General features: G+C 38.0%; 16 protein-coding genes and 1 other RNA gene. 12 read left to right on the forward strand and 5 right to left on the reverse strand.

All coding sequences use genetic code 11. The features are described 5' to 3' along the window. The first annotated feature begins 45 nt into the window (after nucleotides 1-45). The 4 genes from M1D60_RS02965 to ssrA all read left to right on the forward strand — a co-directional run bounded on the left by M1D60_RS02965 (nucleotide 46) and on the right by ssrA (nucleotide 4,245). Nucleotides 46-786 (forward strand): alpha/beta hydrolase, encoded by a 741-nt coding sequence (locus tag M1D60_RS02965; protein ID WP_456277732.1) that lies wholly within the window; start codon nucleotides 46-48, stop codon nucleotides 784-786. 25 nt (nucleotides 787-811) lie between these two features. Continuing rightward, nucleotides 812-3,151 (forward strand): ribonuclease R, encoded by a 2,340-nt coding sequence (gene rnr / locus M1D60_RS02970; RefSeq protein ID WP_456277733.1) that lies wholly within the window; start codon nucleotides 812-814, stop codon nucleotides 3,149-3,151. Between the two features lie 120 nt (nucleotides 3,152-3,271). Further along, nucleotides 3,272-3,739: an SsrA-binding protein SmpB gene (gene smpB / locus M1D60_RS02975; RefSeq protein ID WP_163179640.1), complete on the forward strand. Its 468-nt coding sequence runs from the start codon at nucleotides 3,272-3,274 to the stop codon at nucleotides 3,737-3,739. A 167-nt stretch (nucleotides 3,740-3,906) separates the two neighbouring features. Next, nucleotides 3,907-4,245: a transfer-messenger RNA gene (gene ssrA / locus M1D60_RS02980) on the forward strand. A gap of 526 nt (nucleotides 4,246-4,771) precedes the next feature. On the opposite strand, the gene M1D60_RS02985 is transcribed toward ssrA, so the two are convergent. Continuing rightward, complete coding sequence (locus tag M1D60_RS02985) at nucleotides 4,772-5,179, reverse strand: LAGLIDADG family homing endonuclease (RefSeq protein WP_456277734.1); 408 nt, start codon at nucleotides 5,177-5,179, stop codon at nucleotides 4,772-4,774. A 308-nt stretch (nucleotides 5,180-5,487) separates the two neighbouring features. Here M1D60_RS02985 and M1D60_RS02990 point away from each other — a divergent pair, with 308 nt between their 5' ends. Next, complete coding sequence (locus M1D60_RS02990; protein WP_456277735.1) at nucleotides 5,488-6,219, forward strand: hypothetical protein; 732 nt, start codon at nucleotides 5,488-5,490, stop codon at nucleotides 6,217-6,219. 482 nt (nucleotides 6,220-6,701) lie between these two features. Here the strand turns inward: M1D60_RS02990 and M1D60_RS02995 are convergent, their stop codons facing one another. After that, complete coding sequence (locus M1D60_RS02995; RefSeq protein WP_456277736.1) at nucleotides 6,702-7,394, reverse strand: DUF421 domain-containing protein; 693 nt, start codon at nucleotides 7,392-7,394, stop codon at nucleotides 6,702-6,704. Nucleotides 7,395-7,539: 145 nt separating this feature from the next. Between M1D60_RS02995 and M1D60_RS03000 the strand changes: the two genes are divergently transcribed. The 4 genes from M1D60_RS03000 to M1D60_RS03015 all read left to right on the forward strand — a co-directional run bounded on the left by M1D60_RS03000 (nucleotide 7,540) and on the right by M1D60_RS03015 (nucleotide 11,803). Next, entirely contained in the window at nucleotides 7,540-8,454 is a 915-nt protein-coding gene (locus tag M1D60_RS03000; RefSeq protein WP_456277737.1) for a haloalkane dehalogenase, read from the forward strand. 109 nt (nucleotides 8,455-8,563) lie between these two features. After that, nucleotides 8,564-9,130, forward strand: a complete 567-nt coding sequence (locus M1D60_RS03005) for a TVP38/TMEM64 family protein (protein ID WP_456277738.1) — start codon at nucleotides 8,564-8,566, stop codon at nucleotides 9,128-9,130. Between the two features lie 179 nt (nucleotides 9,131-9,309). Further along, nucleotides 9,310-9,678, forward strand: coding sequence for an ArsR/SmtB family transcription factor (locus tag M1D60_RS03010; RefSeq protein ID WP_456277739.1), 369 nt, complete (start codon nucleotides 9,310-9,312; stop codon nucleotides 9,676-9,678). Between the two features lie 16 nt (nucleotides 9,679-9,694). Continuing rightward, on the forward strand, nucleotides 9,695-11,803 hold the full coding sequence (locus M1D60_RS03015; protein WP_456279337.1) for a heavy metal translocating P-type ATPase: 2,109 nt from the start codon (nucleotides 9,695-9,697) through the stop codon (nucleotides 11,801-11,803). Nucleotides 11,804-11,831: 28 nt separating this feature from the next. On the opposite strand, the gene M1D60_RS03020 is transcribed toward M1D60_RS03015, so the two are convergent. Together M1D60_RS03020 and M1D60_RS03025 are read right to left on the reverse strand one after the other, a co-directional pair. Then, nucleotides 11,832-12,710 carry a manganese catalase family protein gene (locus M1D60_RS03020; protein WP_456277740.1) on the reverse strand — a complete coding sequence of 293 codons (879 nt, stop codon included), beginning with the start codon at nucleotides 12,708-12,710 and terminating at the stop codon, nucleotides 11,832-11,834. Nucleotides 12,711-12,851: 141 nt separating this feature from the next. Further along, complete coding sequence (locus M1D60_RS03025) at nucleotides 12,852-13,370, reverse strand: DUF3231 family protein (protein WP_456277741.1); 519 nt, start codon at nucleotides 13,368-13,370, stop codon at nucleotides 12,852-12,854. A gap of 219 nt (nucleotides 13,371-13,589) precedes the next feature. Here M1D60_RS03025 and M1D60_RS03030 point away from each other — a divergent pair, with 219 nt between their 5' ends. Further along, nucleotides 13,590-13,790 carry a cold-shock protein gene (locus tag M1D60_RS03030; protein WP_456277742.1) on the forward strand — a complete coding sequence of 67 codons (201 nt, stop codon included), beginning with the start codon at nucleotides 13,590-13,592 and terminating at the stop codon, nucleotides 13,788-13,790. A gap of 220 nt (nucleotides 13,791-14,010) precedes the next feature. After that, nucleotides 14,011-14,268, forward strand: a complete 258-nt coding sequence (locus tag M1D60_RS03035) for a YciI family protein (protein ID WP_456277743.1) — start codon at nucleotides 14,011-14,013, stop codon at nucleotides 14,266-14,268. 47 nt (nucleotides 14,269-14,315) lie between these two features. On the opposite strand, the gene M1D60_RS03040 is transcribed toward M1D60_RS03035, so the two are convergent. Further along, nucleotides 14,316-14,849 carry a YceI family protein gene (locus M1D60_RS03040; protein ID WP_456277744.1) on the reverse strand — a complete coding sequence of 178 codons (534 nt, stop codon included), beginning with the start codon at nucleotides 14,847-14,849 and terminating at the stop codon, nucleotides 14,316-14,318. Nucleotides 14,850-14,986: 137 nt separating this feature from the next. Here M1D60_RS03040 and M1D60_RS03045 point away from each other — a divergent pair, with 137 nt between their 5' ends. Then, on the forward strand, nucleotides 14,987-15,295 hold the full coding sequence (locus M1D60_RS03045) for a hypothetical protein (protein WP_456277745.1): 309 nt from the start codon (nucleotides 14,987-14,989) through the stop codon (nucleotides 15,293-15,295). The last annotated feature ends 32 nt before the right edge of the window (nucleotides 15,296-15,327 follow it).

Here is a 15,327-nt window from a genome sequence, read left to right on the forward strand (position 1 = left end):
TTAGCACTCATTCATGCATGATGAGTAATGGGAAGGGGTAGAAATATGAAGAGAGTATTACCAAAACCGTTCTTTTTTGAAGGCGGAGAACGGGCTGTTTTATTATTGCACGGGTTTACCGGGAATTCAGCAGATTGCCGAATGCTCGCTCGATATCTAGAAAAAAATGGCTATACATGCTATGGCCCTCAATACCGAGGCCATGGTGTTCCTCCAGAGGAGTTTGTTCAATATGGACCAGATGAATGGTGGGAGGATGTAACGGACGCTTATCAATTCTTAAAGGATAAAGGATATGAAAAGATTGCCGTGGCTGGTTTATCCCTTGGCGGGGTATTTTCCCTTAAATTGGGTTATACTGTACCAATAAAGGGAATCGTAACAATGTGTGCACCTATGTATATTAAGAGCGAAGAAGTGATGTACAAGGGAGTCCTCGAATACGCAAAAGAATATAAGCAGCAGGAAGGTAAGTCTTCTGAAGAAATCGACGCCGAAATGGAACAGTTTAAGCAAAAGCCGATGAAAACGTTAAAAGCCCTGCAAGGTTTGATTTCAGATGTACGAAATCAGGTAGATCTAATTTATGCCCCAACTTTTGTCGTTCAAGCAAGACATGACCATATGATTAATACTGATAGTGCCAATATTATTTACAACGAAGTAGAATCAATTGAAAAAAAGATTAAATGGTATGAAGAATCTGGCCATGTTATTACACTAGATAAAGAGCGAGACCAGCTACATGAGGATGTCTTAGCATTTTTAGAGGAAATAGATTGGTAAATAAAACAGTAGGGAGTGACGAATAATGGATGTCATTCAAGATCATATAAAACAATTGCTTTCTTTCATGAAGGAAGAGGCATACAAGCCTTTAACCGTACAGGAATTGGAAGAGGCTTTTGGTATTGAAGATTCAGCAGCTTTTAAGGATTTTGTAAAAGCATTAGTAACGATGGAAGATCAGGGTCTGATCGTTCGGACTAGAAGTAATCGTTATGGATTACCTGATAAAATGAATTTAATTCGTGGGAAGGTCATCGCCCATCCAAAAGGATTTGCATTTGTTGAAACGGAAGAGAAAGATCGCCAGGATATTTTTATCCCACCTTCCGATTTGAAAAATGCGATGCATGGAGATACCGTTTTAGTTCGACTAAATCCTACTTCTTCAGGTTCTAGAGAAGAAGGTCAGGTTGTTCGAATCATTGAACGAGGAATTAAACAAGTTGTGGGTACATATGAACAAAGTAAAAACTTCGGCTTTGTTGTAGTCGATGATAAACGAATTACGAATGATATTTTTATACCTAAAGAGGCTTCCCAAGGAGCGGTAGATGGACATAAAGTGGTTGTTCGTTTAGTGACGTATCCAGAAGGACGAATGAGTGCGGAAGGGGAAGTTATTCATATCTTAGGTCATAAAAATGATCCGGGAATTGATATTCTTTCTGTCATTCATAAATACGGACTACCTCAAGAATTCCCGACTGAAGCAATTCAACAGGCCAACGATGTTCCAGATACAATTAGTGAGGATCAAATTGGGAACCGTCGTGATTTACGTAATGAAACGATTGTTACAATTGATGGTGCAGATGCAAAAGACTTAGATGATGCTGTTACTGTCACGAAGCTTGAAAATGGAAACTATAAGCTTGGTGTTCATATTGCTGATGTTACTCATTATGTAAGGGAAGGCTCTCCTATTGATGTGGAGGCTGCTGACCGAGGAACGAGTATTTATCTAGTTGACCGAGTGATTCCAATGATTCCACACCGCTTATCAAATGGGATTTGTTCATTAAACCCAAAGGTGGACCGTTTTACTCTATCTTGTGAGATGGTTATAAACCAACAGGGTGAAGTGGTTAGTCATGAGATCTTTGAAAGTGTCATCAAGACAACAGAACGAATGACCTATAAGGATGTTAATCACATTCTAGACGATAAAGATGAAGAGGTCCGTGAAAAGTATAGTGGTTTAGTTCCAATGTTTGAGTTAATGGGTGAATTAGCTCAAGTGTTACGTAATAAACGGATGGAGCGCGGAGCTATTGATTTTGATTTCAAAGAGGCAAAGGTTCTTGTTGATGAAGAAAGTAAGCCTTATGATGTTGTATTGCGAGAACGTTCTGTAGCAGAGCGATTAATTGAGGAATTCATGCTCCTAGCTAACGAGACTGTTGCAGAGCACTTCCACTGGATGAACGTACCGTTTATGTACCGTGTCCATGAGGATCCAAAGGAAGAAAAATTAAATCGTTTCTTTGAATTTATCACGAACTTTGGATATGTGGTGAAAGGTTCAGGAAATTCTATTCATCCCCGTGCCTTACAGCAGGTAATAGAAGCTGTTCAAGGAACACCAGAGGAAACGGTGATTTCAACGGTACTTTTACGCTCTATGAAACAGGCACGCTATGATGCAGAAAGCCTAGGTCACTTTGGACTTTCAACAGAATTCTATACACACTTTACTTCACCGATTCGACGCTATCCGGATTTAATTGTTCATCGATTGATTCGTACGTATATCATTGATAAAAAGATTGATGAAAAGACAAAAGAAAAATGGGATCACCTGCTTCCTGATATTGCTGATCATTCTTCAAACATGGAGCGTCGTGCAGTAGAGGCTGAACGTGAAACGGATGAGCTGAAAAAAGCGGAGTATATGGAAGATAAGATTGGTGAGGAATACGATGGAATGATTAGTTCTGTTACTAACTTTGGCCTATTCGTCGAACTACCTAACACGATTGAAGGTCTCGTACATGTAAGTTATTTAACAGATGATTATTACCGATATGATGAGTCGAGCTATGCGATGATTGGTGAAAGAACCGGAAACATCTTTAGAATCGGTGATGAAATCAAGGTCAGGTTAATTAATGTAAATAAGGATGAACGCTCGATTGATTTTGAAATCGTTGGTATGAAGGTTAATAAACGTCCTGAACGTAAAGATCGCCCAACGGTAATTAAAAGCGAAAAGCGCGAGGGACGAAGTGGCACGGGTGCAGGACGTCGAAGTCGTACGAAAAAAGAAGACGACAAGAGAGGCAGTGGCCGTCCAGCAAACAAACAGAAAAAGCATTTTGAAAACTCACCAAAAGCTAAGCGTAAACCTAAAAAGAAGAGATAATGATGTAACGGGTGGTGCCGGTCACCACCCGTCATTTATCGATTATAGTTATTGATTGTGAATGGTGGTTATTTTTGTTAAAATGTAAACTACCATCTGTGAGACGAGGAGGTGCACGCATTGCCAAAGGGAGAAGGTAAGGTTGTTGCCCAAAATAAAAAAGCAAACCATGATTATTTTATAGAAGATACGTATGAAGCGGGTATTGTTCTACAGGGTACAGAGATTAAGGCGATCAGAGCGGGAAAAATTAATCTTCGTGATTCGTTTGCTCGTATCCAAAAGGGCGAAGTGTATTTATACAATGCTCATGTAAGCCCATATGAGCAAGGGAATCGATTTAATCATGATCCATTACGTACTCGAAAGCTATTGCTTCATAAAAAGCAAATTGCCAAGTTAATTGGTGAAACTAAAGAGGCTGGGGTTACACTTGTGCCCATTAAGGTGTATTTGAAAAATGGCTTTGCTAAAGTGTTAATTGGTCTTGGTAAAGGTAAGAAGCATTATGATAAGCGTGAGGACCTGAAGTCGAAAGAAGCGAAGCGTGATATTGAAAGAGCGTTCCGTGATCGACAGAAAATGTAGCAATTGATGAAGGAACTACCAATTGAATTCACTTTTATATATGTTATAATAGGAATTGTCGTCGGGGAAGACGATATTGACAACTGAATAAGCAATAAGCTTATAACTTCCCGTACTACCATTTGATATGAGAATTAACCTTCTCACATCTCTTATAATGGGGACGCTACGGATTCGACAGGGATAGTTCGAGCTTGGGTTGCGAGTCGAGGGGATCGGCCTCGTTAAAACGTCAAAGCCAATAACTGGCAAAACAAACAACAACTTCGCTTTAGCTGCTTAATAACAGACTATAGCGGTTCCTCCCTCCATCGCCCATGTGGTAGGATCAGGGACTCACTCTAAGTGGGCTACGCCGGAGTTCGCCGTCTGAGGACAATGGAAGAGAACAACCAGACTAGCTGCTTTGAAGCCTGTCGATAGGCTGAGAGGTAAGCGAAATACTAATATGTCGACTACACTCGTAGAAGCTTAAGTGGCGATGTTTCTGGACGTGGGTTCGATTAGTAATTAGTCGCCTTGTGTGGTAACACACAAGTGAAAATCCGGCTTAATCGGTGAAACCTAAGTCACTCTAGAGGTGATAAGGCAATGCCGAGCGGTATGTGAAGCAATTCAACAGCCGTGTATCGACTCATAGGCTACCTACATGGTAGTACTAGGATGCAAAATCCTACTCAACCGAGTAAAAAATACATTTTGCATAATACGCCGGGGGACCTTAAACTTAAGGTTCAAGATATAGTCAGTGCCATGACGAAAGCATGGAAGAGCACGTCCCACCGTCTCCACCATACATAGGTGGATCCAAAGATCAACAATAACTTGTTGGTCTTTTTTTATGTCTGTTTTTGTATAGATTGTTGCTTTGTGTAAAAATCCCAGAAGCCGGATTTTTACCTTAGTATCAAGACCTTGCTATACACAAAAAGAGTATCGCTTTTCTAATCTTTACTCAATTTACTGATAATACTGGGTTGTACAGCTATACTCAATGTCACGAAAGCAACAAAGTTTTAGAAAAGAGCCTATTTATAAGTTGAAAAACTCATCTTCGAACAATAGTTTCTCCTCTAATAATTCTTTTGAATATTTTCCATTTCGTGGTGTCACTTTGTTATATTTATCTAGAATAAACAAAGCACGATTTTTTTTCTTAGTAATTCTCAGGAAAGGTACTATGCACTCTAGTGTATTGAATACTTCATCCTTTGTTTTAACAACCAATGTATAGGAAGCCTTATGAATTTTAGGGTTATAATTTTTTTTATTACTAATAACACCTCCGATAGTTGACTGTATAAAAGTAAGTAACTCATAATCTGTTGAGGCAATACTAATACAAGGACGTCGATGTTCTTCTCTATTCATCCTCGTTAAGGAGATACTACCCTCTCCATCAATGATTCCTGCAATGTAGGCTGCTTCCCAAACTTCCATATGAACACTCCTTTTATTTATACAATAATTAATAAAAGTTTACTTTGTAAAGATGATTATTTTAATTGTGTTTAATGAACATTATAGATTTAATCACGAATGTGAAAAGATGAAATCACACATGGAAGGTGGTGGACAATTACTTTTCTTTCCTGAATTCAGGATACATTAGAAAGTCTCTTGATTTGGGCTTTTTCTATTAAAATTAGTAAATTTAACCAATTTGTTCATAAATCCCTAACATTTATTACCATATTACTGCCAATATTTGTAATATACTGGTAGTAATACATAAAGGGGGTAATGAAATGCTACGCTTTAAAACTTGTTCTATTTCTTTGGCATGTATGTTATTGATTGCACTTTTATTTTCAACAAGTGCCATGGCGGAAGATATGACTGCTGGAATAATAGAGGAGAGAGTTATTTCTAATCATTCAAACTATAAGCAAGATTCTCTAAAAATCGTTGATTCTATTCAAATCTCTGGAACCATTAAAGTGGAGGATGAGGTAAAAAAGCCGTATACCGAACCACTAGAGCTTAGTGAAGCTCAACAAGAACAACTAGATGAGATAAGTAAAAGCTTACTTTCTGTAATTGAAGATAGTGGAAGTGAAATTTCGATTTCTAATGAAGATGAGTTAGTGAAATCAATAAAAGAAACTCTGGTAAAGGGAGCAGAACTTGAGAAGAAAGAAAAGGTAGTATCCGAGAATCCAGCTACTATTACGGCAGCTGTTGTCACTTATAAAACAGTAAAAAGTGATTTTGTTACGTTTGATCATCAGGAAATATTCTATTATGACAATGATAAAGGGATGTTTTTATCTCAAAGTAGTATTTCAGGGAATGAAGAGATTGTGAAGTTCACGGAAAAATATAAAGAACCTGTTGGTAACATAGGAATGAGGACCTCTTCTTCTTTAATTGTGACAGGAATGATTCTTATTTTATTATTTGTACCATTTATTATGTCGAGTCTAACGTCAAGAAGTCGAAGTAGTCATGTTAGTAATTACAAGAAATATAACATGTAACAATAAAGGGCACCATTCAATATAAAGTATGGAGTTCTCTTTTAAAGTGCAAAATCATTAATAACAGTACAAATAACATAGTAAAAAGTATGGTGATTAGCAATTTTATCATCATGCTTTTTTCGCTTCCTACTATTATCCGTTGGGAGATCAGTTAAGCACCAGATTTGATAAATAGACGGAAAAATTCCGCTTAAATTAAAAATACCATTGAAAATAGCTTGAATAGACGGAGAAACTCCGCCTAATGACTCAAAAAACGCCAAAATAGGAGGTTTTGCTTGGCATAACAGGAAATTCTTCCCTTATTTAGCCTCAAAAGAGTCCCATTCTTAATTTAACCGGAAAAACTCCGCTTATTTATTTTCGCCGATTGCTTACATGCTAAAAAAATATGCAATAGTTGAGTTGTTTTTTCACGTTCGGACTCGAAAAGAGAGCCGATTAAATATGAAAGGAGAGTTCCTTCGTTTACACATTTTTCAACCAGATTTACTACTATACTTAACCATATATAATGGTTGGTTCTCCTTATATTCTGCATAAAGAACCTCTTTCGCACTACCGATACTTTGCGCAGATAGCTGCTTATTAAGCCAGGTTTGATCTTGGTTGATTTCGGTTAAGTTTTCACTCACCACTTCACCATCTAGAATTAAGGCAATTGGTAGCTGAGCAGGCTGAACGGATAAATTTAAATCACTAACCTTTGGGGTATCATGCTCTGCCTTCGGAAGAACACTTACCTTCCCGTTTGTCTCTAAAACAGCAAATTCAACCTCTGAAATGGAAAAATAGCCTTGCTGTCTAATTAAACTCATTAGCTGGTTAAGGTCAAGTTTCCCCTTCTTTAAGGCATCATATCGAATATTTCCTTTATGAATCACGATGTTGGGATCTCCTTCTAAGAGCTTCCGTGTACGCCTGAATTTTTGGGTTAGCTTTTCTATTGTATAAATTAAGGCACCCCAGACAACAGTACTAAATACAATTTCCCCGATTTTTACTTCATGATCATAAATCGCATTACCTACTAATTCCCCTAAAATAAGGGCTGATATAAAATCAAAGGGGGTAATTTGGGCAAACTGGGTTTTCCCTAAAATCTTCGTTATGATAAATAATAAAACTAAGCCTGCTGCTAGTTCGGTCGCAATCATCATATAATGGTTCATTCTATACACCTACTTTTCCTCTATTTCACCATTATTGACTTTTCAACTAACCCTTCATACTACTAATATTTAATACCTTGTCCGAAATAAGAGGAATTATTGTGGAATTCATAGAATAAGTGAATTGTAAGTTAAAAAAGGAGTGATGATGATGTCTTTTATAAGAACACCAGAAGAACGCTTTTTAGATTTACCGGATTTCCCGTTTAACCCTAATTACATTTCAATAAATGGGGCACGAATCCATTATATTGATGAGGGCCAAGGTGATATCATTCTTTGTCTACACGGTGAGCCCACCTGGTCCTATCTATATCGAAAAATGATACCGACCCTTGCAAAAAATAATAGGGTGATTGCTTTAGATTTTATTGGATTTGGCAAGTCAGATAAGTTTACAGATAAAGATGCCTATAGCTTTCAAATGCATGTGGATACTTTAAAGGAATTTATAGAAAAACTAGACTTACAGAATATAACCTTCGTCGTTCAGGATTGGGGAGGGCTTATTGGATTAAGGACTGCAGCTGAACTCAAGGAAAAAACGGCGAGATTGGTAATTATGAACACAGGTCTTCCGACTGGTGATATTCCACCGACAAGAGGGTTTTTAGCCTGGAGAACGTATGCTGAACGGACTGTTGATTTACCAATCGGGTCACTCATTCAAAAAAGTATGGCAAGCCCCGATCATATAACTGCCGAAGTAATAGCTGCTTATGAAGCCCCGTTCCCAGATGTTACGTATAAAGCGGGTGCAGCAATGTTTCCATTATTAGTACCAATGAAAGAGGATGACGAAGGAGCTAAGGAACTAAGAGCTGCAAGAGAAGTTTTCTCAACATGGGAGAAACCGACACTTGTCATGTTCTCGGATAAGGATCCCATCACTAGAGGTGGGGATCGATTCTTTAGGAAGTTAATTCCAACAGCTCAACAGGAACCTGAGATTACCATTCAAGACGCTGGGCATTTTCTTCAAGAGGAAAAAGGAGAAGAAATTGCCGAACATATTGTAGACTTTTTAAAAAGAAATCCTTTAAAAGCAGAAGTGAATTAGAAATTAACTAAAAGATATGGAAAATGTCGTGTTTCATTTTCCGTATCTTTTTTGTTTGAATACTGAGTTATAATAAGAAGAACTTCTTATAGAAAGTGTAGGTTTTATCGTGACAGATTTCATCACCCAGCTACTGAATAATAATCAAGAAGTATCCTATCTAATAAGCATCTCCATTAATATCATAATAAGTTTATTTGCCTTCATCCCTAGCTTCTTTGTGACAGCTGCGAACATTTATGTATTTGGTTTGTGGGAGGGGATCATGCTTTCCTTAGTTGGAGAGGTGACAGGCAGTATCATTTCTTTATACCTTTATAGAAAAGGAATTAAGCTATTAATAAAAGAGAAGGAACTCAGGTTTCCGCTTGTTAATAGGCTAACAACATCAACAGGAGCCGGAGCATTCTTTGTCATATTCTCACTAAGGCTATTGCCATTTGTACCTTCTGGATTGATTAATATTGGAGCTTCATTTAGTAGTGTGACCCTAACTACTTTTGGATTAGCTACTCTTTTAGGTAAAATTCCAGCTGTCCTAATCGAGGGTTTTGCTGTTAGCCAATATATGAACTGGGAGGGACAAGAGAAAATTTATATGACAATCGCAGGTCTTGTCCTATTTGGAATTTATATTTTAATAAAGAGAAAACAAGCGAATCACTCAAAACCATGAAAGAAACCATCAATAAGGGGTTCTTCATGGTTTATTTTTATGTGAAAACATTCTCACTTATTGTGTGGAAATCCTACTATAGTCATACTTTATATATTGAGTAAAAAATTTTGACAATTTTTAAACCTTTTCATATACTAATATTCAAAAGAACGTTTGAATGATAAAGGGTGATACAAATGGTCAAAGCAGATGTTTGTGAAATTACTTGTTTTGATAATGATAAGGTAAACCGAGTAAAGAATGAGTTAAATCAGCAAAATACAAATGGGGTAGCCAAAATATATAAAGCACTTGCAGACGATACTAGGATCAAGGTTGCTTATGCTTTATGTATTGAAGAGGAGCTATGTGTATGTGATGTTGCCAATATTATTGGGAGTACAACAGCGACTGCCTCACATCACTTAAGATTATTAAGAAATATGGGATTAGCGAAGTATAGAAAAGAAGGAAAGCTTGTTTTTTATTCTTTAGATGACGAGCATGTTAAACAGTTAGTCCAAATCGCCTTTACTCATCAAAAGGAGGTGGCCTTACGTGACTGACACATCAGCTCAACCAATGAATAAATCGGTATATCGTGTCCAGGGCTTTTCCTGAGCAGGCTGTGCCCAAAAGTTCGAAAAGAACGTACAGCACCTGGATGGTGTTGAGGATGCGAATGTAAACTTTGGTGCTTCTAAGCTCACGGTATTTGGCGAAACAACGATACAGAAGCTTGAGCAGGCTGGTGCCTTTGAAAACTTAAAAATCATTCCAGAACATGAACGATTTCAAGAAGTAAGTGAACCGTTTTGGAAAAAGCATGGAAACGTAGTTGTCTCAGCCCTATTTTTATTTATGGGATGGCTCGCAGGTTATTTATATGGTGAGGATAGCTTACTATCGGTGCTTGCATATGTTGCTTCCATTCTAATTGGAGGACATCGTCTCTTTATTACAGGGCTAAAAAACCTAGTTCGCTTCCAATTTGATATGCGAACGTTGATGACGATTGCGATTATTGGGGCAGCGTTTATCGGTGAGTGGGGAGAAGGGGCGATGGTGGTGATTTTATTTGCCATCAGTGAAGTGTTAGAAGTCTACTCAATGGATAAGGCACGCCAATCGATTCGTTCCTTAATGGATATTTCCCCTAAGGATGCTCTCATCCGTAGAGGGCAACAAGAGATCAGAATTCCTGTTGATGAAATTCTGATTGGCGATATTTTAATCATAAAGCCGGGTCAGAAAATTGCTATGGACGGAAAAGTAATAAAAGGGATTTCAGCTGTTAACCAAGCAGCGATTACCGGAGAATCAGTACCGGTGACCAAGGAAATCAATGATGAAGTGTTTGCAGGGACGCTAAATGAAGAAGGTATACTTGAAATCCAAGTAACCAAAAGGGTAGAGGATACAACCATTGCAAAGATCATTCACTTAGTCGAAGAGGCTCAAGCAGAACGGGCACCATCACAGGCGTTCGTAGATGTTTTTGCCAAATACTACACTCCTCTCATTATGCTAGCTGCTTTAGGAATTGCTGTTATTCCACCGTTGTTCTTTCAAGCGGATTGGAGTACGTGGGTATACCAAGGGCTTGCAGCGCTTGTAGTGGGTTGCCCTTGTGCATTAGTTATTTCAACCCCTGTTTCAATTGTGACGGCCATTGGAAATGCTGCTAGGAATGGTGTGTTAATTAAGGGTGGCATTCACTTAGAGGAAGCGGGAGCTATTAAAGCAATAGCTTTTGATAAAACTGGTACCTTAACAAAGGGTTCACCAAAGGTAACTGATTTTATTCCTGTCTTTGATGATTCGATAGCTGAACAGCTAAAGGTGATTGCTGCATTGGAAAATAAATCGCAGCATCCATTAGCGGCTGCAATTATGAAAAAAGCAGAGGAAGAGCAGATTGATTATCAGTCTGTTGAGGTAGAAGCTTTTAGCTCGATTACAGGAAAAGGTGTTCGAGGAACAGTTAACAATGTAGAATATTATGTCGGAAGTCCAGATTTTATTAGGACGATTACAGATGTCATCGATCCAACAGTCATCAAAAAGCTACAAGATGCCGGTAAAACGGTCATTGTTACTGCTACCAAAGATTCAGTTATCTCGATTATCGGGATCGCGGACGAGGTAAGAGAAACAAGTAACCTTGTTATAAAAGCACTTCATGATATAGGAATTGAGAAAACTGTCATGTTAACTGGTGATAATCCTGGGACCGCTAAGGCTATAGGTGACCAGGTAGGAGTGACTGATATCCAAGCAGAACTATTACCTCAGGATAAGTTAGCCTATATCAAACAGTTACGAGAGAAGTATAAGAAGGTGGCTATGGTTGGAGATGGTGTTAATGATGCTCCTGCGTTAGCCGCATCAACAGTAGGAATCGCAATGGGCGGTGCTGGTACGGATACAGCTTTGGAAACAGCTGATATTGCTTTAATGGGTGATGATTTAAGAAAGCTACCATTTACGATTAAGCTGAGCCGAAAAGCATTAACGATTATTAAACAAAATATTACCTTTTCTCTTGGAATTAAACTTGTCGCTCTATTGTTGGTCGTTCCAGGCTGGCTCACCCTTTGGATTGCCATTTTTGCTGATATGGGTGCAACCTTGCTAGTAACCTTGAATGGTCTCAGATTACTCAGAGTAAAGGATGATTTGAAAAAATAGCCAGCTAATTTTAGCTGGCTATTTTTTATTAATGCTGCATAAAGTTTTGGTTTTGCTCCATTTTTCCAGCACCCTGCATGATTCTCATATCTAATGGAGGTGTTCCATGGATAAACGGTGGTGCAGGAATTAATTGTGGAATTTGTCCCATAGGCTTAGGTTCAGCATCATATTCAAAATTAGCTTGTCCATCTAATGTTGGACCATTAGCCCAGCGGCCTGTTCTACTTTCTTCGCCTTCTGAGAAATTCATAAACGAGTACGAAACCTCTTGTTTTTCGTATTCTTGGTTAAAGGTACTAGGCACAACAGCACCTTGAGTTTGTTCCAACTCTTCAATTGCTGCCATCCATTGATTTTGGTGCATCGTATCTCTTGCAATTAAGAAGGAAAGCATGTCTCTGACACCAGGATCAGTCGTCATTTCATATAAACGAACGACCTGTAAACGCCCTTGTGATTCTGCATTTAGATTTGCTCTAAAGTCAGCTAAAAGGTTACCACTAGCAATCGTATAACGAGCAGTCCAAGGGAAACCAACACTGTCGTTTGGTTGTGCCCCTAGGCCATTAACAATCGCATGCTGTGGATTCATACCACCAAGGACAGCCTGAACTGCTGGATCTGTCGCTGCCTGATCTTGATCACCAGCAGGTGCACCATCCAATAACTGCGCAATCATAGTCGCAATCATTTCTACGTGGGCGATTTCTTCTGTTGCAATGTCTAAAATCATATCTTTATATTTATTTTCAGCACGGCAATTCCAGCCTTGGAATAAATATTGCATCATGACGGACATTTCACCATACTGTCCACCTAGAATCTCTTGTAGCTTTTTAGCATAAACCGGATCAGGACTTGTTGGTTTTGCATTATATTGAAGTTCTTTCACATGATAGAACAAATTAAAAACCTCCTAATTGATTGTTATGCTTGATTAGTTTTTGATAATAAAGTACCGTTTACCCAAGTTAGTAATTGGAATGAATGTAATGGAGAAAGCAGTTATCCACTTGGAATAACTGCTTTCTCCATTGTTATTTAATTAAACCGTCGCTAACTCTGGAGTCGATAAATGAAGTGGCGGTGGAATTAACCAGCCCTTTTCTTTATTGATTCTTAGCAAACGAGCTGCAAATGTAGCCTTAGTCGTATGAAATTTACCATACATTAAGGCGATATCTTCACGAATACATTGACCCATGATTTGACTGCAAGTAACCAATCCCTGCGCAAGATTCATTGATACCGCTGCTGCAATTTCAGGGTCAGTAAATCTTGCACCAGCTGGAATATTTTCCACGTTTGCGACTGGTTTTTCTGGAGGTGCAGGAGGTAAAGCAATCCCATTAGTCTTCAATAAGTTTTCGACTTGCTTAATTTCATCCTTCATGGAACGAGTCATATCACGAAGAATGTCGTCTAAGTCATCATCGCCATTATGATTGATATAGGTCTGGTAGCAAGCTAATAGTTGATTAGTCGTTGATAAATAGCTCCATGTTCCAAAAACCTCACCATAATGCATAGGCTCATTTTGTGGATTACCGCTTAAAATACCCATCCTAACATTCCTCCCTCAAATAGTTGATTTATCGGGAATATACCTTGGTCGGCATGTCCCATAAATAATATGTGATTATTGTGAGGAAAAAAATCTCACCAATTAAACCCACATAAGCAATAAATTTCTGATGATTTTTTGGTTTATAACCGAATTTTTGGGACATAATAAGACTGCAACATTAAATTATGTAATTTTTACATATTAGGAGGCAACAAAATGGAACGCGGCAAAGTAAAATGGTTTAACAGTGAAAAGGGTTTTGGATTTATTGAAAGAGATGGTGGGGAAGATGTATTCGTACATTTCTCAGCGATCCAAGGTGAGGGTTATAAGTCGTTAGATGAGGGACAAGATGTTGAGTTTGAAATCGAAAACGGCCAACGTGGACCCCAAGCGACTAACGTACGCAAAATATAATAAACCCATACATGAAAGCAGACTCTAGAATACGGAGTCTGCTTTTTTTGGCTGATGTAATGCGGAAAGTGAATGTCAATGAGGGAAATTAATCAGATACTGAGAAAACTAGGCAAGGTATTAAACTCAAGCGAAATTTAGTTTGAATAAGAATATCTAAATTAAGATTGTCTTCCTTAGCATCCCTAAATTAAAATAGACTTAAAAAGGAGTGATCAGATTGGCTTATTTTGCAGCGATTTTACATATGGAAAAACCTGAGTTAAATGAACAATTTCGTGGACAACATTTAGATTATTTAACAAGTCTAGATGAAGCGGGGAAAATATTTGCAAGAGGTCCTTTTGTTGATGGATCTGGCGGAATGGTAATCTATATAGCAGGTTCATTAGCGGAAGCGAAAGAATTAGCAGAAAAAGATCCTTATGTCATTGAGGGTGTCCGTAGATTAGAGTTACATGAATGGGGTAAATCATAACAAAAAAACTCTTCAAAGAATTCTTTGAAGAGTTTTTTGATATGATTTTAAGCTTCTTTTGCTGCTTGGATTTCTAGAGAAACCTTGATTTGGTCTCCAACTAATACTCCACCTGTTTCAAGAGCTGCGTTCCAAGTTAAGCCATAGTCACTACGATTTAATTTAGTAGTTGCACTGAAACCAACTTTTTCGTTACCCCATGGATCTAAACCAGAACCTTCGTATACTACTTTGAACGTTTCTTGGCGAGTTACACCGTGAAGAGTTACATCACCCGTTACGTTGTACTCATCTTCGTCTGTCTTTTCAACTGAAGTTGCTTTGAATGTCATTGTTGGAAATTGCTCAACATCAAAGAAGTCAGCAGAACGTAAGTGATTGTCACGGTCTTCGTTACGAGTATCAACGCTAGCTAAGTCTACTGAGAACTCGATTGCTGCAGTTGTTAAATCCTTTGGATCTGCTTCAACTGTTGCGCTGTAGCTGTTGAATGAACCTTTTACTGTTGAAATTACCATGTGTCTTACTGAAAATTCGATGCTGCTGTGTGCAGTGTCAACTGTCCATTTCGATACTGTCATAATAAAATCCCTCGCTTTTAATTATTTTTAATTACTATATCTTTAATTTGAGATATATGAACCTGAGATAAATTATAAAACACATAAATGTATTCGTCAATGATTATGTTTCGATAAATTTTATGAGATAGGTTATATTGATTAAAAGAACTAATGAAAGGAGTGATGAACCGATCATTTATTCTCAGCCTTATATAAAAATTGAACGGAAGATCATTAGACTTGAACAACAGCAAATAAAGAGTATTGAGTATATCGAGCTTTACGAGGATAAGATTGTGACTGCCACTAATACCTTTTCTCTTAAGAATGTGTATGACGTATCTTACCGAGAAATGTCAGAGGAATTTGGCTGTTTATACCTACATACGAATCAGGGGGTTTTCCCTTATTATGTAGAAACCACTCCCGACCAGTTTATCGGTCACTTCAGGACAGTACGTTAAACTTATTAAAAGGCTCTTTTGGTAAAGATTGT

The organism is Bacillus sp. AK128, assembly GCF_053903075.1.